The sequence below is a fragment of the Nocardia sp. NBC_00565 genome (genome assembly GCF_036345915.1).
Lineage (GTDB): Bacteria > Actinomycetota > Actinomycetes > Mycobacteriales > Mycobacteriaceae > Nocardia.
Map to the genome: position 1 here is coordinate 7,551,291 of NZ_CP107785.1, position 26,451 is coordinate 7,577,741.

23 protein-coding genes, 1 tRNA gene and 1 pseudogene are annotated in these 26,451 nt (G+C 65.7%); 8 read left to right on the forward strand and 17 right to left on the reverse strand.

The features are described 5' to 3' along the window. Positions 1–234 precede the first annotated feature (234 nt). Positions 235–549 (forward strand): hypothetical protein, encoded by a 315-nt coding sequence (locus OG874_RS34860; RefSeq protein WP_330251300.1) that lies wholly within the window; start codon positions 235–237, stop codon positions 547–549. 967 nt (positions 550–1,516) lie between these two features. Here OG874_RS34860 and OG874_RS34865 read toward each other — a convergent pair. From OG874_RS34865 to OG874_RS34880, 4 genes are all read right to left on the reverse strand, one after another. Next, on the reverse strand, positions 1,517–2,041 hold the full coding sequence (locus tag OG874_RS34865) for an RHS repeat-associated core domain-containing protein (protein WP_330257557.1): 525 nt from the start codon (positions 2,039–2,041) through the stop codon (positions 1,517–1,519). A gap of 51 nt (positions 2,042–2,092) precedes the next feature. Next, positions 2,093–2,419: a putative quinol monooxygenase gene (locus OG874_RS34870; protein ID WP_330251301.1), complete on the reverse strand. Its 327-nt coding sequence runs from the start codon at positions 2,417–2,419 to the stop codon at positions 2,093–2,095. 21 nt (positions 2,420–2,440) lie between these two features. Beyond that, positions 2,441–2,887, reverse strand: coding sequence for an NADPH-dependent F420 reductase (locus OG874_RS34875; protein ID WP_330251302.1), 447 nt, complete (start codon positions 2,885–2,887; stop codon positions 2,441–2,443). 209 nt (positions 2,888–3,096) lie between these two features. After that, the gene (locus tag OG874_RS34880; protein ID WP_330251303.1) at positions 3,097–3,831 is read right to left on the reverse strand and encodes an SDR family NAD(P)-dependent oxidoreductase; all 735 of its coding nucleotides are present in this window, start codon (positions 3,829–3,831) and stop codon (positions 3,097–3,099) included. A 125-nt stretch (positions 3,832–3,956) separates the two neighbouring features. On the opposite strand from OG874_RS34880, the gene OG874_RS34885 reads away from it, so the two are divergent. Then, positions 3,957–4,676 (forward strand): TetR/AcrR family transcriptional regulator, encoded by a 720-nt coding sequence (locus OG874_RS34885; protein WP_330251304.1) that lies wholly within the window; start codon positions 3,957–3,959, stop codon positions 4,674–4,676. A 288-nt stretch (positions 4,677–4,964) separates the two neighbouring features. Continuing rightward, on the forward strand, positions 4,965–6,416 hold the full coding sequence (locus OG874_RS34890; protein WP_330251305.1) for an amidase: 1,452 nt from the start codon (positions 4,965–4,967) through the stop codon (positions 6,414–6,416). Between the two features lie 305 nt (positions 6,417–6,721). On the opposite strand, the gene OG874_RS34895 is transcribed toward OG874_RS34890, so the two are convergent. From OG874_RS34895 to OG874_RS34910, 4 genes are all read right to left on the reverse strand, one after another. After that, the gene (locus OG874_RS34895) at positions 6,722–7,612 is read right to left on the reverse strand and encodes a class I SAM-dependent methyltransferase (protein WP_330251306.1); all 891 of its coding nucleotides are present in this window, start codon (positions 7,610–7,612) and stop codon (positions 6,722–6,724) included. A 106-nt stretch (positions 7,613–7,718) separates the two neighbouring features. Beyond that, positions 7,719–8,003 carry a hypothetical protein gene (locus OG874_RS34900; protein ID WP_330251307.1) on the reverse strand — a complete coding sequence of 95 codons (285 nt, stop codon included), beginning with the start codon at positions 8,001–8,003 and terminating at the stop codon, positions 7,719–7,721. A gap of 61 nt (positions 8,004–8,064) precedes the next feature. Continuing rightward, a tRNA-Gly gene (locus tag OG874_RS34905) sits at positions 8,065–8,137 on the reverse strand. Positions 8,138–8,359: 222 nt separating this feature from the next. Further along, positions 8,360–9,235: an SDR family NAD(P)-dependent oxidoreductase gene (locus OG874_RS34910; protein WP_330251308.1), complete on the reverse strand. Its 876-nt coding sequence runs from the start codon at positions 9,233–9,235 to the stop codon at positions 8,360–8,362. A gap of 102 nt (positions 9,236–9,337) precedes the next feature. Between OG874_RS34910 and OG874_RS34915 the strand changes: the two genes are divergently transcribed. After that, positions 9,338–10,120, forward strand: coding sequence for an AraC family transcriptional regulator (locus OG874_RS34915; protein WP_330257558.1), 783 nt, complete (start codon positions 9,338–9,340; stop codon positions 10,118–10,120). 114 nt (positions 10,121–10,234) lie between these two features. Here OG874_RS34915 and OG874_RS34920 read toward each other — a convergent pair. Both OG874_RS34920 and OG874_RS34925 read right to left on the reverse strand, forming a co-directional pair. Beyond that, a pseudogene (locus tag OG874_RS34920) lies at positions 10,235–11,074 on the reverse strand (lysophospholipid acyltransferase family protein). Positions 11,075–11,082: 8 nt separating this feature from the next. Continuing rightward, positions 11,083–11,835: a lysophospholipid acyltransferase family protein gene (locus tag OG874_RS34925; RefSeq protein ID WP_330251309.1), complete on the reverse strand. Its 753-nt coding sequence runs from the start codon at positions 11,833–11,835 to the stop codon at positions 11,083–11,085. 124 nt (positions 11,836–11,959) lie between these two features. Between OG874_RS34925 and OG874_RS34930 the strand changes: the two genes are divergently transcribed. After that, positions 11,960–12,865, forward strand: a complete 906-nt coding sequence (locus OG874_RS34930) for a hypothetical protein (RefSeq protein ID WP_330251310.1) — start codon at positions 11,960–11,962, stop codon at positions 12,863–12,865. Positions 12,866–12,907: 42 nt separating this feature from the next. Beyond that, complete coding sequence (locus OG874_RS34935; RefSeq protein ID WP_330251311.1) at positions 12,908–14,446, forward strand: Rieske 2Fe-2S domain-containing protein; 1,539 nt, start codon at positions 12,908–12,910, stop codon at positions 14,444–14,446. 63 nt (positions 14,447–14,509) lie between these two features. Here OG874_RS34935 and OG874_RS34940 read toward each other — a convergent pair whose 3' ends face one another. The 4 genes from OG874_RS34940 to OG874_RS34955 form a co-directional block, all read right to left on the reverse strand. After that, positions 14,510–14,845, reverse strand: coding sequence for a BP74-related protein (locus OG874_RS34940; protein WP_330251312.1), 336 nt, complete (start codon positions 14,843–14,845; stop codon positions 14,510–14,512). Positions 14,846–15,019: 174 nt separating this feature from the next. After that, positions 15,020–16,051: a peroxiredoxin family protein gene (locus tag OG874_RS34945; RefSeq protein WP_330251313.1), complete on the reverse strand. Its 1,032-nt coding sequence runs from the start codon at positions 16,049–16,051 to the stop codon at positions 15,020–15,022. A gap of 502 nt (positions 16,052–16,553) precedes the next feature. Beyond that, positions 16,554–17,507, reverse strand: coding sequence for a DMT family transporter (locus tag OG874_RS34950; protein WP_330257559.1), 954 nt, complete (start codon positions 17,505–17,507; stop codon positions 16,554–16,556). An 88-nt stretch (positions 17,508–17,595) separates the two neighbouring features. Continuing rightward, positions 17,596–18,852 (reverse strand): oxygenase MpaB family protein, encoded by a 1,257-nt coding sequence (locus tag OG874_RS34955; RefSeq protein ID WP_330251314.1) that lies wholly within the window; start codon positions 18,850–18,852, stop codon positions 17,596–17,598. Between the two features lie 91 nt (positions 18,853–18,943). Here OG874_RS34955 and OG874_RS34960 point away from each other — a divergent pair, with 91 nt between their 5' ends. Then, entirely contained in the window at positions 18,944–19,588 is a 645-nt protein-coding gene (locus tag OG874_RS34960; protein ID WP_330251315.1) for a TetR/AcrR family transcriptional regulator, read from the forward strand. Between the two features lie 114 nt (positions 19,589–19,702). Here the strand turns inward: OG874_RS34960 and OG874_RS34965 are convergent, their stop codons facing one another. From OG874_RS34965 to serS, 3 genes are all read right to left on the reverse strand, one after another. Further along, the gene (locus tag OG874_RS34965; RefSeq protein ID WP_442943171.1) at positions 19,703–21,295 is read right to left on the reverse strand and encodes an MFS transporter; all 1,593 of its coding nucleotides are present in this window, start codon (positions 21,293–21,295) and stop codon (positions 19,703–19,705) included. A 102-nt stretch (positions 21,296–21,397) separates the two neighbouring features. Then, on the reverse strand, positions 21,398–23,260 hold the full coding sequence (locus OG874_RS34970; RefSeq protein WP_330251316.1) for a putative bifunctional diguanylate cyclase/phosphodiesterase: 1,863 nt from the start codon (positions 23,258–23,260) through the stop codon (positions 21,398–21,400). 114 nt (positions 23,261–23,374) lie between these two features. After that, complete coding sequence (gene serS, locus OG874_RS34975; RefSeq protein ID WP_330251317.1) at positions 23,375–24,637, reverse strand: serine--tRNA ligase; 1,263 nt, start codon at positions 24,635–24,637, stop codon at positions 23,375–23,377. 65 nt (positions 24,638–24,702) lie between these two features. On the opposite strand from serS, the gene OG874_RS34980 reads away from it, so the two are divergent. Beyond that, positions 24,703–26,421 carry an aldehyde dehydrogenase family protein gene (locus OG874_RS34980; protein ID WP_330251318.1) on the forward strand — a complete coding sequence of 573 codons (1,719 nt, stop codon included), beginning with the start codon at positions 24,703–24,705 and terminating at the stop codon, positions 26,419–26,421. Positions 26,422–26,451 lie beyond the last annotated feature (30 nt).

Genomic DNA, 26,451 nt, shown 5'->3' on the forward strand with positions numbered 1-26,451 from the left:
GCCCGGCGACGGCCCGCCCACGGCCCCCGGCCTGGCCTGACCGGCTTTGGCCACCCCCGAGAGAGACGCCACGAAGCCCCCGGAGAACCGCTCTCCGGGGGCTTCCTGGTACCTCGGGCGGTCAGTCCACCGAAGTCATGTTCAAAACGGAAACAATTCTACTGCGAGAGCAAAGTGCCCGATCCGGAAACGGGTCGCATCATTATCACGCTGACCGAACGATAGGAGACACCCATGCCGGAACCGGACTCGGAAAAAGTCGGCCGTTTCACCTTCTACAGCCGCGAGGAATCGGAAGCACGAGGCTTGATCCCTTCTGATGAAGAACGGGCGCGCAATCGCGAGATACTCGCTGCATTCAACGAAAAACGCCGCAATGCCCCGCCCGAACCTGCACGGTCCCCCTCACTCGGCCTGGGGGAACGCTGGGGGGTCGACAGCCTGATCGGCACCGAATTCGAAGGCTGGACCCGCGACGCGAACGGCCAGTGGTACGACAAGGACGGTCACCCCACCAGCCACGACCGCGACGCCAACCCCGGCAACTGAGCCGCAATCAGCACCGAGCACAGCACGGCGGGCCATTCGGCCCGCCGTTTTCGCGTCCGGACCAGGGCGACCGTGGCGGCGCCCAGTCACCTCGTCCGGCACGAAGCCCGGCCATGGCAGCGTGCACAACGTCACCGCCGACCCGAGCCGGATACGAACCAGCCGGCCCGGTTCGCCACGGCCAGATGTAACCGGCTGAGGATGGCTGTGCCACAGGCCGTCACATCACGGCTGGCCATCACCGTAGCGATGACGGCGACACGCACTGGTCTGATGTCGTCCTGATTTCCGCCATCGGCATCGCACCGTGAATGATATGGGTGCCTGCCGATTCGCGCTCAATGCCCTCGCCATTGATTCGAAGGGTTCTTGCTCCCGGGTGCAGGTATTTGATCGCCCGAGCGGCCGAGCTGGCCATCCGGACCGCTTCAGAGGGTTGCTACGCGGTCCACCATGCCGAGATTGACCAGATAGTGCTGGAGAGGGTTTCCGGTTGCGTCTCGTCGTTTTCAGTAATCACTCGACTATCCGAGCAGCGAGTTCTGTAATATTTGTACCCAGTGGAATCGTTCTTGATTTCTTCAAGTTCTATACCACGAGAGCCCAGTGCGTGCACGAGATCCGGTGTAGCGACTTGTTCGGGGAATCTTCCGTACTTGTGCGAGATCTCTTCGGGGACTTGAGTATCATACTTCAGTCTATGTACCTGCACCTTCGCGCTTCGGCAGCGCCATTCGCCGGATTCGTCTCGCTCCAGAGCGAACTCCACCAGTCCGTAGTCTCGGCGAAGGAACCTCTTTCGCTTATCGGTATCATCGATGTATCCTTCGGAGCCGATTGCTCTTTCGATGTCAGTGATCGATGCTCCACTCTTTATACCCATAACCGAGCCGGTGCGTACGACGTCTGCGAGAAAGTCTGCATAGTTCGGCAACCTTGGATCACCCCATCTTCTCGAGTGCTTTTATTAGGAATTCATTTCTATGGCCCGATTCAGAGAATTACCCCAATTGTCGGCATTCATTTCTGTCATGGCCGCTCGCGCTTTCGCGATCATATCCGCACGAAGTTTCGGATCTGATGCGAGAAGATCCTGCACTCGCTGCATTTGCGCATCGGTCGGCACGCCATGGCTCATTCGAATTGGATCGACTCCTATGCCTCCGCTGCCATCTGGAAATACGCGGACCTCTTTGCCGTCGATATGGACATGCGCGCCCTTCGTGGCCCAATCGGAATCCATGGGCGACACGGTGACCTTGCAGGCGTCGGGCATGAGGCCGAGAGGATCGGCCCACACGGTGGGATTGTGTAGATAGACGCCAGGGTTTGGAGCTGGCACGAGCCCGAACGGATCTTGGGTCAGGTAGCGGCCGGTCGAAGGATCGTAGACGCGGACCAGATTGTAGTGGAGCCCGCTCTCAGGGTCGTGCTGCTGACCAGGAAATCGGAGTGGGGTTCCGACTCGGACTCTTCGCCGGTCAGGTCTGATCTCGGTGCTGCGGGCCCCGGCGACGCCGTCGGAGCCCGCAGCAGTACCCGACTACGCGGAGAACGACTCCTTCGGATCGCCGCCCAGCGATACCGACCGGAGCAAGACCGGAGGGTCGGGCGGGGACGCGAGCAGCGGAACCAGCCGCGGGATGTTCGGCGCCATCCATTCGCCGTGCTTCTCGAAGCCGGCGACCGACGTGTGGGCCTGGATGACGGTCAAGGGCGTGGCTTCGTCATCGATCGGCTCGTGGACCGAATAATGAAGGCATTCCGGGTCGGCGTTGATCGAGTCGGCGAACTCGCGTAGGAGGCCGATCAGAGCGTCGCGCTTACCGTCCGCCGGCTGGAGCCGGTTGATAAATACCACCGTGGCCATGTTCACTCCTGGAGAGAATCTTCAGAGGACCTCGGCGCCCAAGGCGATGTCGAAGCCGGCGCCGTTGCGTGCCAGGCCCACCAGGAGGAATGCCTTCACGACGTGTGCGCCCTCGGGGGCGGCGGCGGCGATCTGCTGGGACACCGAGTTGCCCGCGGTAGTCACGAGTCCACTTGCGTCGGCGTTGAACGGGTTGGTGATGTCGACGAGGATCTTGCCGGCCAGCGCATCGCCGTAGTGCGCGACCACTTCAACCGCGCCGGTGTACAGGACGGCCACGATGACGATGTCACCCGCCGGCCTTGCGCCGAACGTGCCGACGGTGGCTCCGTTGCCGATCTGGTCGGCGAGCGCCTGAGCCTTGGCGGTGTTGCGGCTCATGAGCTCGATGGTGTGGCCGTGCTTCGCCGCCCGGGTGCCGATGGCGGTGGCCATGTTGCCCGAGCCGATGATGCTGATGGTGGTCATGACGTGTGTTCCCTTGTTGTGTATGGATCAGTTGGTCGTGGGGGTCTTACTGGCGTGCTGGGCCGGGGTGTCGAAGGTTCGCCGGCGCCCAGGTGTCAGATCGGCCCGCTGACGACCTGGTCGACGGGCTCGGGCTGGCCGGCCTCGTGGTAGAGCCGGGTGCCGCCGCGGATCAGGGCACTGCAGATGACGGCATCCGCCCGACGCGCTCAGATCACTGTGGTGCCGCCGTCGACAACCAGCTCCATGCCATTGACGTAGCTCGAGTCGTCCGAGGCGAGGAACAACGCGACCGACGCGATCTCTTCAGGGCGGCCCATCTCTCGCCGCGGGATCACGGATTCGAACTGCGCCTTCATCTGCTCGTCCATCACCTCCTCCAGAATCGGCGTGGCGACCTGGCCGGGGGTCAGCACGTTCACCCGGATCTTCCTGTCCCTCAGCTCGGACACCCACACCCGTGCGTAGGCGGGCAGCACGGCCTTGCTCGCTGCGTACACACTCCAATCGGGGTAGCCCCGGAGCGAAGCGTTTGACCCGGTCATGAAGATCGAGCCTCCATCGTTGAACAGCGGCAGCGCCTTCTGGACCGTGAACAGCGTGCCGCGCGCGTTCAGCGAGAAGGCGGCATCGAACTGCTCCTCGGTGATCTCGCCGAGCCTGCCCTGCTCGCCCATCCCGGCACTTGCCCACAACACGTCGACCGTGCCCTTTTCCTGCTTGACCGTCTCGAACAAACGGTCCAGATCATCGAGGTCGGCCGAATCGCCCTGCACGCCGGTCACGTTCCGGCCGATCAGCTTGACGGCTTCGTCCAGCGCGTCCTTCCGCCGGCCCGAAATGAAGACGTGAGCTCCTTCATCAACGAACAACTTCGCACCGGCCAGCGCCATCCCACTTGTTGCGCCTGTGATCACCGCAACCTTGCCATCGAGCTTTCCCACGACCACTCCATTCACATGCCGTGCCGATGTTATGTACACCGATCTGCGTACTTAACTTATCGAACAGTCGCGCGGGACGCAAGCTATGCACACCGAGCGGTACCCAAATGGGCTACGCTGGGCGTGTGACGGAGTTGGAGAAGGGGCCGCGAGGCCTGCGCCGCGGCAGGGGCGCACGAGAGCGCATCCTCAGCGCGTCACAACAACTGTTCCGCGATCAAGGCATCAACTGCACCGGCATGGACCAGCTCTGCGCGGTGGCCGAGGTGTCCAAGCGCACGCTTTACCAGCACTTCACCGGCAAGGACGAGCTGATCGCCGAATGCCTACGCCGATTCGATCCCGACATCCTGCCCGAAGTGTTCGACCGCACCGACCTCACACCTCGCGAACGACTCCTCGCCGCGTTCGACGTGCACGCGCCCCTGTGCCCATTCATCGCGGCGGCCGTCGAAATCCCCGACCCGGGCCACCCGGCACGCGTACACGCCCGCAACTACAAAAAAGGCTTTGCCGCCCGGCTCACCGATACCGCCCGCGAGGCCGGCGCCACCAACCCCGAACAGCTCGGCGAGCAACTGGCGCTGCTCCTGGACGGCGCCTCGGCCCGCAGCCGAGTCCTCAACACCGAAGCGTTCACCACCGCCGCCGCCATCGCAGCCGTCCTCGTCGACAACGCCATCCCCACGGCAGCGGCACCGGCCGGCGCAAGCGCTGTCGAGCAGCACGGCCAGGATGATGACGATGACGCCGGCCGGGGCGGCGCCCCACGTTCCAGCCGTGGCGCCGTTGCCGAGCACCCTGGCCAGGGCCACATCCTTGACCGCATCACGGAGCAGATGTGATCGGGACTTCCAGGCCGACACCGATCCCGCCGCGCGTCGCCATCGCCAGCCGTCGGGCGAATAGTCTGTGGCCGGGGGAACATGATGAGTATTGAGACATCCATCCCGTTGCACGAAGCGGCATTTCATGGCTTGTGCCAGTGGAGTTGGTCCACTGTCGACACTGCGACCTGGGGCAGACCTTCTACGAAGGCAGAACGAGTGCGTGACTTCGGCGGCCTGTTCGACTTTCCCGTTGTGTGAATCGGCATTTTATGGCTTCTGCGGCGCGCCGATACCGTCGGATTCATGGAATGGAATCTTCAGTCGGCAGAAGAACTGTTGGCGGCGTTGCGGGCCGGTGAAGTGACCTCGGTAGAACTCACCGACGAGGCGATCGCCCGCATCGAGCGCGACGACAAGGCGATCAACGCGATCTGTGTGCCGGACTTCGACCGTGCGCGGGCCGCCGCACATCGTGCCGACCAGGCGCGCGCCCGCGGCGAGGACCGGCCGCTGCTCGGTATTCCGGTGACGGTCAAGGAGTCCTACAACATCGCCGGGCTACCCACGACCTGGGGCATGCCGCAGCACGCGAACTACGTACCGACCGAGGACGCGGTACAGGTGTCGCGGTTGAAGGCGGCCGGCGCGGTGCTGCTCGGTAAGACCAATGTGCCGTTGATGCTGCGAGATATCCAGAGCTTCAACGAGATCTACGGCACCACCAACAATCCGTGGGATCACGGCCGCACGTCGGGTGGGTCCTCCGGCGGTTCGGCGGCGGCCCTGGCGGCCGGATTCGGCGCGCTGTCCATCGGCTCCGACCTCGCCGGTTCGCTGCGCACCCCCGCGCATTTCTGCGGTGTCTACGCGCACAAGCCGACACTCGGGCTGGCGGCGGCCCGCGGTATGGTCGCGCCGCCAGCGCCGGCCTTGCCGGTCGATCTCGACCTCGCCGTTGTCGGTCCGATGGCGCGCACCGCCCGCGACCTCGCGCTGCTGCTCGACGTGATGGCCGGACCGGACCCGCTGACCCACGGCGTCGCCTACGACGTCGCACTGCCGCCCGCGCGTCACGAGCGGCTGTCGGACTTCCGTGTCCTGATCATCGAGGACCATCCGCTCATTCCGACCGGATCGGCGGTGCGGGCGGGCGTGACCCGGGTCGCCGAGGCGCTCGTCGACGCGGGCGCCCGCGTCGAACGGCGCAGTCCGCTGCTGCCCGATCCGACCGAAGCGGCGACGCTCTACATGCTGCTGATGCTGTCGAACGCCGCCGCAGGTCTTCCCGTCGACGTGTACGAACAGCTGCGGACCCACGCCGCCGCCCTGAGCGCGGACGACCGGAGTCTCGATGCGGCGCGGCTGCGCGGCATGGTGCTCAGCCACCGCGACTGGGTCGAGGCGAACAACCGTCGCGAACTCCACCGCCACGGCTGGCGGCAGCTCTTCGCCCAGTTCGATGCCGTGGTGTGCCCCATCACGCCAACTCCCGCCTTCCCGCACGACCACAACGGAGGTCTGGAGAACCGGCACATCGACATCGACGGCATCGAGTACCCGTACTTCGACCAGCTCGTCTGGGCCGGTGTGGCGACCATGCCCGGTCTGCCCGCCACCGCCATCCCTGCGGGCCGGTCCCCCGAGGGGCTGCCGGTGGGAGTGCAGCTCATCGGTCCGATGTTCGAGGACCGCACCCCATTACGGCTGGCCGAACTGCTCGAGCAGCAGCTCGGCGGCTTCCTGACACCGAAGTAGGGCGTACTACCCGGGTGTCCGGCGAGGACGAAGTGCGGATGACGAACGACAAGCTGGTCGCACAGAGCACGGTCGATGACGTCGACCGGTGGACCCGCACCACCGACGGCGACAAGGCCGTGACGATCCCGGCTGTCCGGACGGTTGGCCCGACGAGTCAGTCGTCGTCGGCGCTGTCGGGGTCGCGCAGCGGTCTATGGACCCCGCCGACGACGAATAGCATGCGCGAACGACTTAGGGTCTCCGGAATCACCCGAGACCGGCCGCGGCTGGGCCTGCGCTGGCAAGGAACTTGCGGGGAATCCTCAGCGGCTCGCCCGTAGTATGCGGACAGGGCGCAGTGCCTGGGGTGGTTCGCCCTCGAATTCCGCGGATCCATCGAGGTACCCAGCGATGAGGTCCGCAGCGGAGTGGTCTTCGACGTCGGTGAAGCCGAGCGCGCGCAACTGTGCGGCGATGTCGTCAGGAGTGAAGTAGCTGAACCAGGGTTCGCCGACAGCTGCCGCTCGATTTGCGCGCACCTGCAGCTGCGCACGATCCTCGTCGGTGTCTGCCGACTGCAGGTAGTCGAAGATCACCTCGACCGGCTCGGATTGACGAGCAATGTATTCGAGGGTGGTGCGGGCGGCGTCCGGGGTCAGATAGAAGACGACACCGAGCCACACGAATACGGCCGGATCGGTACGGCTGAATCCGGCGGCCTCCAATCGTGTTGCCAGTGTGTCGGTTTCGAAGTCGACCGGCACGAAAGTCAACCGCTCGGGCTGGTCGATACCGGATGCGGCCAGGCGTTGGTGTTTCCACGCTTGGGTAGCGGGATGGTCGACCTCGAATACACGCAGGCCAGGATGAGGGTTGCGGTAGGCGAAGGTATCCAGGCCCGCGCCGAGGATCACGACCTGTCGCACGCCGGCAGCGACGGCTTCGGCCACACGATCCTCGGCGAAACGGGCACGAGCAGCAAAGAACAGGCGGCGCGGCCGATCACTGACACCCAGCCGCAGAATTCCCGGGCCGACACCGCTACCGGGACGATCCTCTGCGGGCCGGCCCAATTCGGTCAGCTCATCCACAGTGACACCCAGCAGACGTGCCGCCAGTGGATCGGTAAGAATCCTTGGCCGGTCAACAATTTGATGATAGGCACGGGCGTAAGCAGTCACGAGCGCTGTCCGGCTGGGTCCCTCATTGTCCATACTCAAGAAGCTACTCACGAACACGACGCGAGCACCGTGAACTCAGCCACACCAGCTACTCCGTCCCCTGCGCGAATGCGGCCGCACGGCTTCATACCCATGCCCGTCAGTATGGCGCGAGGGTCCGACACGATGGGCCGGTCGGCGAGCCGTGCGCGGAGAGGAATCCGTGTTTGTTGTGGATGGTTTTCGCGCCGTTGCCCTTGTCCTGTTCCAGGTGCACGATCCAGGCCGCGTCGAGATCCTGGGTGAACGCGGTGATCGGCAGGGACTCGCCCATGAACGGAGCGATGTCGAGATCGATGTAGCGGGTGTAGTCGTGGCGTGAGCATGCGTCGGCCTCCAGTGCCTTCGTGCCCTGAGAAGCCGTTGTGACCGCAAGTGGTGACATAGGTGGTGACCTACGTCCCGCTCCAGGCTAGCTCAACACTGCTGACCTGGTCTTTTATGAGAGCGGATGACGGGATTCGAACCCGCGACCCTCACCTTGGCAAGGTGATGCGCTACCAGCTGCGCTACATCCGCGTGCACTTCGATGCGTGGCCCGGGGGCCGGGCCTTGCATCATCGTGCGTCCAAAACTGTAGTCCGACACCATGCACAAAGGAAAATCGGACATTCGACGCGAGGGTTCCGCGCCCAGCGCCTATTCCCGTCGAAATCCGGGTGTGCACACCGTTTGCGTCGAGCGCACACCCCGTACGCGGGGTGTGGAGGGTGCTACTCAGGAAAGGCGCTCGGGCCAATCTCAGCGGGCGCTCTGGTCGGTGAGCGCCGACGTGAACGCCGAGGCGTGGTCGGCGGCCCACTCGGCGTAGCTGCGCGGCGGGCGGGCGAGGATTTGGCGGATATCGTCGGTGATGATGGCGTTGCGGCCTGCTCGAACATACGCTTGACCCGCCAGTGCGCCGTCGACGTACTCGGGGGACATACCTGCCGCGGTCATGTGTTCGCGCGCAACGTCTTCCGGCACGTCGACCACGTCCAGCGGTTGGCCGAGGACGGTTGCCAATGCGGCGGCCTGGTCCGCGGCGGTGAGGAGTTCGGGGCCGGTGAGGGTGTAGGTGTGACCCGAGTGTCCGGGCGTCGCCAGTGCCTCGGCGGCGACCGCAGCGACGTCGCGTGGATCGACGACGCCTTGACTGCCGGTACCGGTCAGATTTGCCACGGGCCGGCCGGACCGGATGGCATCGGCCCAGCTCAACGTGTTGGAGGCAAAGGTACTCGGGCGCAGGATGGTCCACTCGAGGCCGCTGTCACGGGCCGCGACCTCGCCCGGCAGATGCCAGGTGCCGACGCGCCCCAGTTCCGGATCGCCGGTGCCGATGGCGGAGAGCTTCACGATGCGGCGCACGCCCGCATCGCGGGCCGTACCAACCAGTGCACGGTCGGTCTCGGCATCCTCGGGGCCGAGGACACCGACGATGAAAACGGCATTCGCGCCGGCCATCGCGGCGGCCATCGAGTCGAGATCGTGGTAGTCGCCCCGGATCACCTCTACTCCAGCGGGCACCTGCGCCTGCTCCGGATTCCGCGTCACCGCGCGAACCGGCGCACCGCGCGCGGCCAGCTCACGGACAATTTCGCTGCCGATGGTGCCCGTGGCACCGGTGATAACGATCATGGGGAAAGCCTGCTGCCACAGCCACCTCGGTCGATAGGAAATTTCGGCACGACTCGAGGCGCTGTATTCGGCCGTGAGCTGCTTACAGTGGGTCGAGTGACCATGCCGACCACCGACCTCATCGAGTCCACGGTGCCCGCACCCGAATCGCTACGCTCCTGGATCACCGAGCTCGGATGCATCCCCCGCGTCACCGATGTGTCCACACCGTTCACCCATGTACCGCACGCGGGCACGACGATCGTGCTGCCGACCGATATGGACCGCCGCGACGCGCTGGTCCTGGGCCCGCAAACCCGCGCCTCCTATGCGATGGCCGAGAAACCCGCCGGATGCGCACGCCTACGCCTCGCCCCCGGCGCTACCTACCAGCTGCTCGGGGTCTCGGCCGCCGACCTCGCCGATCGCGTTGTCCGCCTGGCCGACCTCCCCGGCGTCGCCGCCGATCTGGTGAACGAGCTCGCGGCGCTGCCGACGGAGGAACTCCTGCCGTTCCTGGAAGAGGTGCTCCCGCAACGCATCTCCGAGGAATCGACCCAACGCGCCCACCGCGAGCTGCTCCGCGACGCCGTCGCCGCCATCCCCACGGCCCCAACCATTCAGGGACTCGCCGCTGGCCTCGCAGTCAGCGAACGCCAACTCCGCAACCTCTTCAGCACTGGCATCGGCATCTCACCCAAGCATTTCGCCCGCATCAGCCGCGTCCGCCGGGTGCTCACCAACGCCGGTAACGCCCCCTGGTCGCACCTCGCGGCAACCAATGGCTACTTCGACCAATCCCATATGACCGCGGACTTCCGCACTCTCATGGGCGTTGCGCCGACGTCTTTCCTGCGCGGCGATCTCCCTGCAGCCACGCCCTGCCAGGTCCCCACCCGCTTCTAGCCGCCGAAGGGACGCATGCGTCAGCGGCGGCGACGACGCCATCGCCAGCTCACCTCTCGCCGAGCAGGTCGGCCGTCGACTTCACCCGTGGGCTGTTGTACATCCCTCGAAGCTCTACCGATCTTTGGCCGTTCGAGACTTCTTATCCGCTTCGGCGCGACGCCGAGCGAGTTCTTCCTGCTCCAGGACGGCAGCCTCGGCGAGGGTCGGGGCACCACCACCGAGACGGGCCGGAACCCAGGGCGCACCCGCGGGCATCGCGTAGCCCGTTTGCGCTTCCTCGAGCAGTTCACCCATCCGAGCACGGACTTCAGCGGTCAGCTCATCGCCCGGTTCTGCGGCCGCAATCGGTTCGCCGATGCGGATATTGATCGGAAACCGATGGCGGCCGAGCTGTTTCGGACAACCCTTGGTCCAGATGCGGTGCGCGCCCCAGATGGCGATGGGGATGATCGGGACATCCGCGTCGATCGCCATTCGCGTCGCACCGGACTTGAAGTCCTTCAACTCGAAGCTGCGGCTGATCGTCGCCTCCGGGTAGACCACAACCAGTTCACCGTCGGACAGCGCCTCGACCGCCCGACGGTAGGAAGCCGCACCAGCCGTGCGATCGACGCCGATTGCCTTGCAGTGCTTCATGAGAAAGCCGACGATGCCGTGTTCGAGCTCGGCCTTCATCATGTAGCGGACATTGCGGCCCGAATTGCGCCCGACCAGCCCGACCTCCATGAAGTCCAGGTAGGCGGTGGCCTCGCATACGCTCGTCCAAGCGCAAGAGACTATCGACGGACTCCGTCCGACTGCACCCTATCGAGCAGTGTGATTCACGGCGAGTACCGCACCACCGGTGCGCGGAATCCGGTCCTGTCCAGCGATATCGATGCGCAGACCCTGAGCCGCGAAAACAGTGCGGACCAATCCCGTGAGAATGTCATAGACCGGCTCGAGCGACATAGCTTCCCCTACAACGAATCCTCGACCGCCCGGCGCGCCGCCTTCTCCTCGGCTTCGGCGGCATCCATGGCATCGGCCTCTTCGAGGGTAGGCGCGCTGCCACCCAAACGTGCGGGCACCCAGTACGCGCCGGGTTCATGCGCGTAGTCCTGCTGCAGATCCAGCAGCATCGCCTGCATGGTGCCGCGAAGTTGCGCGGTGAGGTCGGTGGCGGACTCATCGGGCTGGATCGGCTCGCCGACGGCAATGGCGATCGGAGTGTTGGTGCGGCCCAGACGCTTCGGGAACCCCTTGGTCCACACCCGCTGGGCACCCCAGATGACAATCGGGATGATCGGCACCTGCGCCTCGATCGCCATCCGCGCGGCACCGGATTTGAACTCCTTGATCTCGAAGCTGCGGCTGATGGTCGCCTCGGGGTACACGCCGACCAATTCGCCCTTTTGCAGGTATTCGACCGCCGCCAGGTACGAGTCGGCGCCCGCGGACCGATCCACCGGAATGTGCTTGAGCGCCCGCATGATCGGGCCGGAGATGTTGTTGTCGAACACCTCTTTCTTGGCCATGAAGCGGATGTACCGCTTGGGCGTGCGCACCGGCAGTCCCGCGTAGGTGAAGTCCATATAGCCGGTGTGGTTGACCGCGATGACGGCACCACCCCGCGCGGGTATACGTTCAGCGCCCTTGACGGTGAACTTCAGACCTTCGACGAAGAAGACGGTACGGGCCAGACCGATGATCGTCCGGTAGACGGGTTCCACAATTCCGCTAGCGTAGTCGCAGACTGTCCCACCCGGCACAGCCGCCGCGTCCACGCGCGCGTCGAGCCGGAACCGCAGCCGTACAACAGGCCCGACCGCACGCCTACGAAAGAGGACCTTCGAAGTGGAACGCGCCCGCCCGATACCGCGTGAACGCGACTGGAAGGACCCGCGGGCACACGACCGGAGAGGGCTACTGGCGATAGCGGCCGGCCTGGCACTGACCAGCGCCGTTCTACTCACCGGCTGCGATTCCGTCTCCGGCATTCCCGGTGACGAGCCGGCCGAAGCACCAGCGCGGGCGACCACCTCATCGGCCGCGATGCCGACCACGCCGAGCCAGACGCTGACCCAGGCGTTCACGGTGCCGGTCGGCGAGGCCCCCGGCCTGCCCGGCGCGGCGGAGGTCGCATCGCGCTTCGGCGCCACCCTGGAGCGCGCCACACCCGTCGAATTGCGGTCCGCGTGCTGGATGATGGCTCCCGGCAACGTGTCCGACATGTCCACCGGCAAACGGGCGATTCTGAACGCCCTCGCCCAGCCCGCGACCGTCACGCGGAGCCTCGTCACGTGGCAGAACGCGGGCACCACGGTCACCTTCGATCGAGGGGCGATCGCGTCCGGCATCGAGAACGCGAAGCAAACTGTCTGCCCATGGGTAGCGCAGGACGGCGCGGAGGCCGGACCCAATGAAGCCGACGCCAGGCATACCGTGCGTCGCTATCTGGCCCGCCTCGTCAGCAAGCCGCTCGACCCCGCCGACAAGGAGGGCGACTTCCCGCTGATATGCAAGGCGAACTGGGACCCCAACGGGACCGGCAGCCCGACCCCGGCGCCGCTGGCGAACAACTCCAGCACCCTGACCGGCGCCACGAAATTCGCCGATCAAGAGATCCAGTCCGAGCAGCTGCGCTCGGATTACCTCGCGGTCCACGTTCCGGTCACCAACTCCTCCGGTGTGACACAGACCCTGACCTTCACGTTGACCGCGGGGCCCAAGGGCTACTGCATCGGCGACGTTTCCCCCTAACCACTACCCTGGATGGCTGGTAACGGTCAGGAGGAGCAGCTCGTGCAGATCACCAGCGTGGGACACGCCGGATTCCACATCCGCACCGCGGCCGGGTCGATCCTTTGCGATCCCTGGGTCAATCCCGCGTACTTCGGTTCGTGGTTCCCGTTTCCGGACAACACCCAGCTGGACTGGGACGAGTTGGGCAACTGCGACTTTCTGTATGTCTCGCATCTGCACCGCGACCACTTCGACGCAGCGCACCTGGCCGAGCACGTCAACAAGGACGCGACCGTCCTGCTGCCGGACTACCCGGTGCCGGATCTGAAGCGCGAGTTGGACAAGCTCGGCTTCCACAAGTTCTTCGAGACCGAGGATTCGGTCAAGCACACGGTGCGCGGTCCCGGCGGCGCGATCGACATCATGATCATCGCGCTGCGCGCGCCCGCCGACGGACCGATCGGCGACTCTGGGCTGGTCGTATCCGATGGCGAGACCACCTGTTTCAACATGAACGACGCCCGCCCGGTGGATATGGATGTGCTGCACGACGCGTTCGGCCACATCGATATCCACCTGCTGCAGTACTCGGGCGCGATCTGGTATCCGATGGTCTACGACATCCCCGCACGCACCAAGTCGAACTTCGGCAAGCAGAAGCGGCAGCGCGGTATGGACCGCGCGCGCAGCTATATCGAACAGGTCGGTGCCACCTGGGTGGTGCCGTCGGCGGGTCCGCCGGTGTTCCTCGACGACGAACTGCGCTACCTCAATGACGACCGCGGCGACGAGGGCAATATCTTCCCGGATCAGATGCTGTTCCTGGAGCAGATGAAGATCCACGGGAACGAGGGTGGAATCTTGATGATTCCGGGTTCGGTCGCCGATGTGCGCGGTGCGGAACTGTCGCTGACCCATCCGTTCGAACCCGGCCTGATCTACGACAACAAGGCCAAGTACATCGAGTTGATGGCGCAGCGTCTCGCGCCCGTGCTCGCGGCCGAAAAAGCTTCGTGGGCAACGGATGACGAGCCGTTGCTGGAACCCTTGAAGGCGCTGTTCGAGCCGATCATGGGCCAGAGCGATCTGATCTGTGACGGCATCGGATACCCCGTTGGCCTGGTCATCGGTGACGAAACCGTGGTGCTGGACTTTCCCAAGCGCGTGGTGCGCGGTCCGATCGACGGCGAGGGCAGGTATCGCTACGGTTTCCGGATCGCGCCGGAGTTGGTGCGGACCGTGCTACGCGATAACGAGCCGGACTGGGTGAACACCATCTTCCTGTCCACCCGGTTCCAGGCCTGGCGCATCGGCGGGTACAACGAATTCCTTTACACGTTCTTCAAATGTCTCACCGATGAGCGGATCGCATATGCGGACGGCTGGTTCGCCGAGGCGCACGATGATTCCGCGTCGACGGAATTGGCCGGGTGGGAAGTTCAGCGGCGGTGCCCGCATTTGAAGGCAGACCTGTCGAAATTCGGTGTGATCGAAGGCAATACAATTACCTGCAATTTGCACGGCTGGCAGTGGGATCTGGAATCCGGTCGATGCAAGACCTCCAAGGGGCACGAGCTGCGGTCGCGCAAGCTCGGCTGAGTCGCGGATGGTTCCGGCCGACCACACCCACGTCGACCGGAACCGAGCGGGTTTCACCCCAGGTCAGGCGACTTCGCGGGTAAGTCTCGACGACCAAGAACACCAGAAGCAGCCGGGCAGGAAGGGGCCGCACGCCTCGTCGAGATGATCCTCGAGGTAAACGATGCTCGAGTCGCAGACCTCGATGGCCATGGTGAAGAAGGTGATCGTTTCCGGGTCGAGATGGAAGCTCCAACCCGGGTTGTAGTCGGTCTGCGTTTTCCTTATGCGGCCCATGACGTGGGTCGACATCTGTTCCTCGCCGGACAGGATCCGGCGAGCCTCGGCGATTCGCTGTTCGTTGTTGAGTCGAATGATGAACTCTTTGCCTGAATAGTCCGTGAATGCGAAGTCCGCCATGATATTTCCCCTTCGTCGAGCGTCTCGATGGGTCGCGGATAAGTGCATCTTGGCTATTCGATCGTATCGACCGCCCAGCCTGGTCGCTATCAGTTTGCTATAAATTGATTGACTTCATGAGAATTAGAAGAGCAGTCGGTTTCGGGCCACTGAATAGGCGGCGTATACGGGAAATTACCGACGAGCCCCGGCAGGCGTACCGTTGCATTCGGGCGTTTGCAGCCGTACCACCGTTTTCGTGGACATGATCAATTCCCGGGTGGCGATGGCGCCGCGCGCGACCGGCGCCGCCATTCGTCCGTCCGCGTCGATCAGCACGGCCGAGGGGGTGCCGCGGACGCGATATCGCAGGGCGGCCTCATTACCCTGCTGTACCAGGACCGGGATATCGCCCACCTCCACTTCCCGCCCCCAGGCCGCGTGTTCGGCGGCATCACCGTTGCCGACGAGCACGATTGTCAACGATTGCCGCGTCCGCGCATGCCAACGCGGCAGTTCCCTGGCCAGTGCGGCGCACATCTCGCAGCCGGGGTGGATGAACACCAGCAGCACGTTCCTACCCTGTGCCAGCAGAGACTCCAGACTTGTCCGGTCACCGGCGACATCGAGCAACTGGAACTCCGGCGCTACCGCACCCACCGGCAGACCCTCCGCACCGAGCGTCGAGAGTGCCTGTGCGTCCAAACGCTTGCGCAGCGTGTCGACGGTGCCGAACAGCCAGATCAGCAGCGCCACCAGCACGGCAACCACCCCCAGACCCACCGCATTGTCGGCGGGCAGACCAGCGGGCACCCGCGGATACCGCAGGGCACCCCAGCCGACGATCGCCGCAAGCACCATCAACAACCCGTTGCGCACCAGGGTCCGGACACCGATCGGCGCGGCACTCAACGCGCCGAAACATGAACAGGCCGGCCGTTTCCCACGGGCGAGCAGTCTTGCGATCGCCGCGGTGAACCCCGTGAGCAGCAGAAACGCGATGAACGCGGCCCATGCAGCGGTCCAGGGCGGTAACACCCCGGCCGCGACCACCGCCTCCACCGCCGGCAGCCCCCACGCCACCGCGGGCACCCACCGAATCGGCACCCCGAAATCGGCGACCGCCGTCCTGGTCCCGACCCGATCCGCCAATTTCCCCCACGCCGAAAGTCCGAAGACCACACCGACCACCAGCCGCGAACCCCACACCCCGTATTCGATCAGCATGACCGCACCATCGCACAAGGCTATGCCACGTGAAATGTGAATGACCGGAACAGCTTTCGTGTCCGGAAAGACCGGGGATCCGGTTTCTTTCGACGCGAATTCGAGGACGGCCGACAGGCTTTCGTACCGTGATAGCTCACGAACGCACGCTGGCGGAGGCCGGCCTACCACCGAAGCGCGGGACGGCCCGAACACCGGCCACGCACACGCTGGCCGAGATCAGGGTCGCGGGCGCGTGACCGCGGGGATCGGGACAAAAAGTGAGGGTGCAGCGCCGAATGGCCAGACATCTGGCGCCGGAGTCACACGCACATATACCGGGATCAGGTTCACGAACACACGCGGACAACAACCACGACAAAGGCGAGGGTGGACGGCTCATATCTGCCCGTGGCCACGCACGCACACGCCGGGATCAGGTTCGCAAATGCGCGCCCACCACAAAGAGCGGGTGAGAACCGAATGGTGGGCGACTCAGACCTGCCGGGGGCACACGCTGGGATCAGGTTCGCGAACGTGTAGCGACGAGGACCGCAACGAAGGTGAGGGCGCAGCCGATTGCGGCGGTGCGGGATAGTCCGGCGCCGGTTGGGGTGAGGATGTCCAGGGTGACCGAGGCGAGGAGTTGGCCTGCTATCGAGGTGAGGCCGAGGAGGAGAACGCCGATCCAGCGGACGGCGAGAGCGGCAAGGGCGATGAAGGCGACGCCGATGAGGCCGCCGAGGTAGAGCCATGGCTCGCTGGGGAATTCGGTGGGCCAGCCGGTGCCCACGAGGACGCAGACTTCGATGGCGACTAGGGCCGTGGTGCCGACGCCGAAGTTCACCAGGGTCGCCGAGAAGGGACCGCCGACCGCGCCGACTCGGCCGTTGACCGCCTGTTGCCAGGCCAGACCGATACCGGCGAGCGCGGGCAAGACGACCAGCAGTGCGGTGGGTCCGGTACGCAGCCATTCGGGCACCGCGGCCGACCCGACCGGAGCACCGGAGCGTCCCGCCGCCGCGAGAACGACCGCGACCATGGCCAATACCGCGCCACCCACGCGCAGCATCGTCACCGGGGTGCGGCCGCTCGGAGCCAATCCGAGCCGGTCCACCACCAGGCTGCTCAACAGTTGGCCGCCGACCGCAGCGACAGTGAAGGCGGTGACACCGATCGCGGCCACCGTAAGTCCTTGGCACGCAACGAAAAACGCACCACACAGCCCACCGAGCAACTGCCATGGGCGCAGCTCACCGCTCGACACCGCCCCCCGGACCCGCCCCAGCCCAGCACGCAGCCGCCGACTGATCGCGAAGGCGATCACCAACACCACGAGCCCGAGTCCGAAACTGATACAGGCCGCCGCGATCCCATCCTGCAACCGCACCCCCAACGCGCCATTGATCCGGCCCTGCACCGCCACCCCGGCCCCGATACAGAACCCGAAGGCCAACCCCACCTTCGCCCGCGCCATCACCCCCGCACCGTACCGCCACCCACCCCCACCACCGCTCGAGCCGCCACACCGCCGCCACCACATCCCGATCGACCGTAATCGCCGGCTATCCCGCGCGTAGGGCGGTGTCGCGGCTGGCGAAGGTGTCATGGCGGGCGTAGGTGCGGTCGCCGCCGTTGCGGGCGATGGAGCCGCGGACCAGGCGGGAGCGGAGGCGGGCGCCGAGTTTTTCTTGGCAGCGGGTGGCGCCGGGGATGAGTTGGCGGGGGACTTCCAGGGCGCCGTTGACGACGGCGGTGGCCATGACGGCGCTCTGGAAGAACTTGCTGTTCTGCAGGCCGAGGAAGTCGGAGTTGGTGGGGCCGAGGACGATTCGGCTGTAGGCGACCATGTAGCTGGTGATCGCCCGGCGGATGAGGCGTTGGACGGCGGTGTCGGTGCCGATGAACAGGCCGCCCGCCGCGGGAACCAGGGCCTGGGCCAGGCGGCGGGAGTCGTCGTCGGGGATGAATTCGGTGTCGGCGAGGATCCAGAAGGCGCGCCAGGTATCGGTTTCGTTGGTCGGCAGGATTTCGGCGTCGATACCGAGCAGGAAGCCGACATAGCGCCAGAGATGGAAGACGGCGTCCTTCTCCCCGGCCGAGAAGCGCAGGCCGAGCGCCTGTGCGCCAACGAGATTCGCCATCGAGAACAGCCCGAGCGTGCCGACGGTCAACACCTGGTTCACCGGATGGTCCCAGGCCTGGTAGTCCCAATCGGGTCGGCGATTCATACCCGCGCGGACCAGCGCGTGCATCAGCCGCACCCGCAGCACGCTCTTGTAGCCGACCTGGTTGCGTCCCAGCCCACCGGGCGTCGTCACATCCAGCCACCACTGGGTGGTTTCGGCCAGGCGGCGCGGTGCCATCGCGTCGAGGTCGCCGGTGCCGACCAGCGTCTTGTCCGCGCGGGCGGCGAGATAGCCGCCCATCAGCGCGAACATCCCCATCGCGATACCGCCCCAGACGCTGGTGCGTTCCACGACCCGGGCACCGCGATCGATTTTGGTGCGATCCAGCCAGTACGGATCCGCCTCGACCTGCCCGAAGAACGCCACCAGCTCGGCGGGTGCGTCCGGCAGCGCACCTATACCGCGCTCGACGGCGACCTCGAACATCCGCCGCCCCTCGCCGACCGGCAGCCGCTTGAACATCGCGACCACATTGTCCGCGAGCGGATCCCCGACCTGCGCGAACCGGCGGAACGAATCCCGCTGCGCCGCGGTGCAGCGCAGATCGCCAGGTGCCAGCACCGGCACCGCGTACCGGAACGGAAACTCCGTGAACAGCGGCGGAGTGGGCAATAGCTGGTCGTCATGCGTCATTGCATTGCACCCATCGGATCGAGGCTCATTCTGACAAGACCGTCTCACAAATTCAGATATCTGGCAATGTTCTATGCCAGAATGGAGCGCAATGGCTACTACCTCGCGTTCCTATGGCGGCGTACCGATCGAACAGCGCCGCGCACGTCGACGTGCCGCGCTGCTGGACGCGGCCTTGGAGATCATCGGAACCTCGGGTTTCGCCAAGCTGACCGTCTCCGGACTGTGCACCCAGGCCAAACTCTCCGAGCGGTACTACTACGAGAGTTTCAGCGACCTCGACACCGTGTTCAGCGAGTTGTTCGACGGCATCGTCGACGAGATCGGTCAGGCCGTGGTCACCGCATTCATGACGCCGAGTCGCGACATCCGCGCCAAGACCCGAGCCGCCATCGCCGCGGCCATCGACCTGATCGCCGACGACCCGCGCAAGGCCCGCATCGCGACCGTCGAGGCACAGCTGCACCCGGCTCTGCTCACGCGCCGCGCCGAGGTGATGCGCTCGTTCGCGAACATCATGATGGCGGTCTGCGCGGAAGAGATCGGCGCGGACGTCGTCGAAAGCGCGGGCGAACAAGCCGAATTCGCCGCCACCCACCTGCTCGGCGGCCTCTGGGAAACCACCAACAGCTGGCTGTCCGGCACCCTCACCATCACCCGCGAAACCCTCATCAACAGCTCCACCGACCAATTTCTGCGCACCGCAAGCCACCTCATCGGCACCCCCCTCCCCTGAACTCCTGGACGCCCGATCACCATGCACTGATGCAGGCAAGCGAGAGCAATCCTGCATCAGCGCATTCTCGAGAGACTCCATTCCCGGGGTGGCGCGCCACTTGCCGGGGACGACTCAATTGGATCGTTGCGGGAGCCATGAGGGCGTGACCAGGGCGATGGCGAGGAGGAGTGCGCCGAGCAGGGCCACCGTCGTGGACATCGACAACCACATTGTGGCCAACGCGGCGAAGCCGAATACCGCTAGTGCGACTACCTCGGCGGCGAGGCCTGATACCGAGGTGACGGTCGCGCGTGCGGGGCCTTCGATCGCGTCCTGGAGTCGGGCGCCGGCCACGATACTCGCGTTGTAGACGATGCCGTAGGACGCGCCGATCGCCGTAAAGCCGAGGCCCGCAAGCGCATACACCGCGCCTGGCCATCGAACGGCGAGGCCCGTGGCCAGTGCGCCGCCGACGAACAGGACGCCGCCGATCCCGACCGCGAGAGCCATGGTCCGCGCGGATATCCCTTCGGTACGACCGGCCAGCACCGAGCCGACCAGCGAGCCGAGCACCGTGACCCCCACCAGCAACGGCACTATGGCAGTGGCAACACCCACTTCCTGGGCCAGCAGGGCGAAGTACTCGTCGAATGCGGTGATCCCGAACAACAGCGCGCCGAGCATGACGCCATTGCGCAGGACACGCACCCGAATCGCCTCCTCGACACCGGTTCGCAGCATGCTCAGGTATGTGACGAATGGTCTGGATACCGTCGCACATTCGTCGGATGCAGCGCCGCGGTAATCCGACGTGGCAGTTCCACCAACCGCCCGTTGCGCGCGACCGTCACGTCCTTCTTCATTGGGGTCGACAAACAGAGGCAGCGTCGACTTCCGCACCACCGGACCAATCGATGTCGCCGTAACCGCCGGGTTGGCGCTGTCCACTCGTCGGCGTGAGATGGATGAGTCGATCGAGTCATCCTCGGCGATGTCATCCAATCGCCCAGCACACCTCGCCCGTCGCTCAGCTGCGGTCACGTCGGCCGCGATCTCCGCTACACGGCCGGCTGGCTGGTGCCGCTTCGATGCACCGCTCGAATCACCCTCGACCGCATCATCTTCCAGCTCCTCGATATCGGCCGCGGACACCGCCTTCGGTGCGCTCGGCAGCGATAGCGCGACCAGGGTGTGCACCGCCGCGAACAACACACTCGACCAACCCAGCAGCGGATAACCACCCCAGATATAGAGCGGAGTCGCGGCAACGATCGCAACAACGATCGCGGTTTCCGATGCGGCCCTGGCATATCCGATGATCCGCGGATACGCATGCCGCGCACCGCGCGCCACGAGCTCGTCGTAGAGCAATGCCTCGAACGTTCCCGAAACGAGCGCACCCGAGATGCCCCACAGTACGAAGCCGAGCGCAAACCCGAGATAAGTCGGCAACACCGTCCACAGCGCGAATCCGGCGGTCAGCAGTACACCGCTCAGTACCAGCAGCCCCCGCCGCGACACGGTATCGGCCCAAGCGCCCGACGGCACCTCGAGCAGGAACGCGGTCACCGACCAGACCGCCAGCAATGCGGAGATCTGCCCGGTGCTCAGCCCGTGATCGGCGAACAGCACCGCGTAGAGCGCGTACAGCGGGATCAGATCACCGATGCCCTTGAACAGCACCGCCCGCACCGTGAGCGCATGAAGTCCGAGGTCACCCGGCAACCGGGCACGCGGCGACCTTCCGAGTCAATAGCTGTAAACAAGCAAACGCATGCCCTCAGCCTGACCAACCCGCCCCCGTCACGTCAAGCGATTTTCGGGCACTCAGCCGAGAGGCAACCACCCGTTGGCGGCATGCAAGTCCCCGTCGCCGAGTTCGCGATCGGTGAGCCCGGGCCCGACTCGCCCCTGATGCTCGTTCAGGTCGGTGATCAGTTCCGAGACGGGATGCGAATCGCTGTAGTGATACCCCTGGGCCAGCGCGAAACCGAGTTCGGTCAGTACCGCGGCCTGGTATTCGGTCTCCACGCCCTCGGCGATCACCTGCAGGTCCAATGCACTGCTGAGCGCGGCGATCACGCCGAGCAGCGGGGGTGCGGGCGAGTCCGAGCGGATCGCGGCGACGAAGGACTGGTCGACCTTGAGGATATCGCTGGGCAGCGTGGCCAGGCGACTCAGCGAGGAGTACCCGGTGCCGAAGTCGTCGATGGCGATCCGCACGCCGCGCTCGCGCAGGATGTGCAGATTGCCGATGGCCGTTTGGGATTCGGCCGCCAGCTCGCTCTCGGTCACCTCGAGCACCAACTGGTCGGCGGGCCACCCCGTGCTCGCCAGAATCCCCGCGACGCGGTCCGCATAACCGGCCTCGGCCAGTTCCAGTCCGCTGACATTGACGTTGAGCGTCAGATCCAGCTGCGCGAAGGTCTCCTGCAACCGGGCCGCGTCCGCACAGGCCCGACGCAACACCAATTCGTCCAGATCGGAGATGAGGTCGTACTCCTCGGCGACCCGGATCAGCCCCTCGGTGGTGACATCGGGCTGCGCACTCGACGACCACCGCAGCAGCGCCTCCACCCCGACCGCCTTGCCGCCGCCCTCGGTGAGACTGACGATCGGCTGATAGTGCACATCGAGCGCGCCGCGGTCGATCGCCTCGCGCAGTTCGACCGCCAGCGGCAGCTGCCGCGACGACTCGAGCACCGTCCGGTTGCGCCCGGCCTGCTTGGCCCGGTACAGACCGACATCCGCGCGACTGACCAGCAGCGAACCGGATTCCCCCGGCTGCCACGAGGTGACACCGGCCGAACATCCGGTGGTCACCGACGCCCGCAGCTGCTCGGTCAGCAGAATCGCCGCCTGCTCGGTGGTATTCGGCAACAACAGCGCGAAGGCGTCGCCGCCGTAGCGCGCCAGTCGCTGATCCGGCGCGAGCAACTTCGACCAGGTGTCGGCGACGCGCCGCAGCACCGCATCGCCGGCGCGGTGGCCGAGGTGATCGTTGATCTTCTGGAAGCGGTCGAGGTCGACGAGCACCAGTGCCAGCCCCTGGCCGGTACGGGTGGCGGTTTCGATCGCGCCGTTCAACGCCCGATCGAAACCGCGGCGGTTGAGCAGTCCGGTGAGCACATCGATATCGGCCTCGGATGCCATTCGGGTCAGGATGCCGACGACCACGCCGACGCCGAAGGTCACACCCGCCGGAATCAGCCCGGACCACCACGGCAAGCCGGGATGAACCGGCCTTATCGGCATCACCCATAGGCACATGGCCATAGCGAAGGCTATGTGCGCGAATGCCTGTGGCCATGCGAAGAACAGCGCGGCATCACAGGCCACGAAAACATAGAACGAGGCGAGGCTGATCGCGCCGACGGTATTCGGGAACGCGTATACCGCGATCGTCACCAGTACCGTCGCTATCGCGACATAGCCGTGATGGATGCCATGCGGCAACCGCGGACCCCAGCCGAGCAGGCTGAGTCCGAGCAGTAACGCCACCGCGGCGGCGGTACCCACCAGCGCTCGATTGCCTTCGTTGCCCGGGGCGATCCCGGTGATCAACAGGCCGAGCGCGCCCCCCATGACATAGAAGGCCCCGGTGGTCCGGGACATGACCATCGCCGTCGCCAGCGCAGACGCGGCCCGCACCCGGGTTCGGGTATCGCCGCGAGACCCGATTCCTCGCACGGGGAATAGCCTAGACATAACAAATACCGACAGTTGCCACATCCCGTGAATCCAGCATGGCGAACCCCTAGCTATTTACCTGTTGGCAATGTGGAACGGGCTATTCAGCGTGCTCTACCGCGGCGGTGTCAGCACCTCGGTGCCGACGAACGGGACCAGCGCGGCGGGCACCCGCACCGAACCGTCGGCCTGCTGATGGTTCTCCAGGATCGCCACGATCCAGCGGGTAGTCGCGAGCGTACCGTTCAAAGTGGCTGCGATCTGCGGCTTTCCGTTCTCGTCGCGATAGCGCACGGCGAGACGACGAGCCTGGAAGGTGGTGCAGTTCGAGGTCGAGGTGAGCTCGCGGTAGGTCTGCTGGGTGGGCACCCAAGCCTCGCAGTCGAATTTGCGCGCGGCCGAACTGCCGAGGTCACCGCCGGCGACATCGATGATCCGATAAGGCACCTCGACAGCGGCGAGCATTTCCTGCTCCCACGCGAGCAGGCGCTTGTGTTCGGCCGCGGCCGACTCGGGCGTGGTGAATACGAACATCTCGACCTTGTTGAACTGGTGCACCCGGATGATGCCGCGGGTGTCCTTGCCGTAGCTGCCCGCCTCCCTGCGGAAACACGACGACCAGCCCGCATACCGCTTCGGGCCGTTGCTCAGGTCCAGGATCTCGCCCGAGTGATAGCCCGCCAGTGGCACCTCCGAGGTGCCGACCAGGTAGAGGTCGTCCTCCTCGAGGTGGTAGACCTCGGCCGAATGCTGGCCGAGGAAGCCGGTGCCCGCCATGACCTCCGGGCGCACCAGCACCGGCGGAATCATCATGGTGAAACCGTTCGCGACCGCCTTCTGCGCGGCCAGCTGCAGCAGGCCCAATTCCAGCAACGCGCCGTATCCGGTGAGGAAATAGAACCGCGCGCCCGACACCTTCGCGCCGCGTTCCATATCGATCAGGCCGAGCGATTCGCCCAGCTCCAGGTGGTCCTTCGGCTCGAAGTCGAATTCCGTTGGTGTGCCGATGGTCTCGAGCACGAGGTAATCGTCCTCGCCGCCCGCGGGGGCGCCCTCCTGGATCACATTCGAGATGGCCCGGTGCGCGGCGTCCATATCGGCGTCGGCCGCATGCTGCGCGACTTCGGCCTCCTTGACCTTCGCCGACATCTCCTGCGCCTGCTCGAGCAGGACGGCCCGTTCCTCTGGCTTCGCCTTGCCGATCAGCTTGCCCATCACCTTGTGCTCGGCGCGCAGGTTGTCAGCGGTGGCCACCGCCGCACGGCGCGCCGCATCCGCCTCGAGCAGGGCGTCGACGAGGGCGGGGTCTTCGCCGCGGGCGCGCTGCGAGGCGCGGACCGCGTCGGGGTTGTCCCGCAGGAATCGGAGGTCGATCATGGGTGACCAGCCTAATGGTCGCGATATTGCTGTTTCACGCCGATATCCCAGGATGCGGACTTTGCATGGGTTCGCGCGCGCATAGTTGGCTTGTGGGCACAGCATTCGACGACTCCGCAATCGATGACGCAGTGGCCGATCTGGTCGCGGGTGAGAAGACGTGGGCGCATACTCCGCTGCGGCGCCGCCGCGAACTTCTCGACGATATCCACACGCGCACCGGCCGCTTCTCCCACGAGTGGGTGCGGGCCGCACGCACCATCAAGGGCTTGGATCCGGACTCGCCGCTGGTCGGCGAGGAGTGGATGTCGGGTCCGATGCCGTTGCTGCAGGCCACCGCCGCGCTGTCGGCCACACTCACGGCGCTGGCGGCGGGTCGCAGCCCGCTCGATGGCGTCGCGCTGGCCGAAGCACCCGGCGAGCGGGTCGCGGTGCCGATCCTGCCGTTGGATCGCTACGACCGGTTGCTGCTCAGCGGTTTTCATGGGGAAGTGTGGTTACGTCCCGGCGTCGATGCCGATACCGCGCGCCGACGCGCCGGACTCGCCCAGCTCGATCCGACCGTTACCGGTGGCGTCGGCGCAATCCTCGGCGCAGGCAATATCACCTCCATACCCCCGCTGGACGTGCTGTACGAGCTCTACGCCCACAACCGGGTGGTCGCGCTGAAGCTGAATCCGATCACCGATCCGCTGTACACGGTGTTCGAGATGGTCTTCGCGCCGCTGATCGAGCTGGGCGTGCTGCGGATCCTGACCGGTGGGGCCGAGGCGGGCGGGTATCTGGTGCAGCATGCCGACGTCGCGCATGTGCACATGACCGGCAGCATGCGGACCCACGACGCGATCGTCTGGGGACCAGAGGGCAAATCCGGTGGACAGCCGCTGCTGGACAAGCCGATCACCAGCGAACTCGGTGGCGTCTCGCCGACAATCGTGGTGCCGGGTGAATGGGACGGCGCCGACCTGCGCTACCAGGCCGAACATATCGCGACCCAGCGACTGCACAACGGCGGTTACAACTGCGTCGCGACCCAGGCGGTGGTGCTCAGCGCGGAGTGGCCGCAGAAGGACAGGTTCCTGGCCGAGCTGCGGGACGCGATCGAGCGGGCACCGCGGCGCCGTGCGTACTACCCGGGCAGCGACGACCGCGTCGCGGCCGCGCTGGATTCCTATCCGGATGCCGAACGGCTCGGGCCTGATCACGGACGCCTGCTCGTGCAGAATCTGCCGACGAGCGCAACGCCGCTGCTGCGCACCGAATACTTCTCCCCGGTACTCGGCGTGGTCGAGCTGCCGTATACCGGCGGTGAATTCCTGCAGCGCGCGGTGGATTTCGCCAACGACGAGGTGATCGGGACGCTCGGCGTCAACGTGATCGCCCACCCGGGCACCATCAAGCGGCTCGGCACCGCCTTCGACCGCGCCATCGAGCGGCTGCGCTACGGCGCGATCGCGGTCAACGCGTGGACCGGGCTGGTTTTCTTGACCCCGCGGGCCTCGTGGGGCGCCTATCCCGGCCACACGCTCGATGACGTGCAGAGCGGAATCGGCGTGGTACACAACGCTTTCCTGCTCGACGATGTGGAGCGCACGGTGGTGCGCGGGCCGTTCCGGCCGTCGCCGCGGTCGCTGTTGCGCGGGGAGTTGGCACTGTCGCCGAAGCCGCCGTGGTTCGTCGACAATGCGACCGCAGCGGCGACCGGACGCATGCTGACGGAGTTCTACGCGACCGCCAACCCGGCGCGGCTGCCGGGCCTGTTCCTGTCCGCGTTCCGCGGTTAGGTCGCGCTGCTACGCACGGTAGACAGGCGG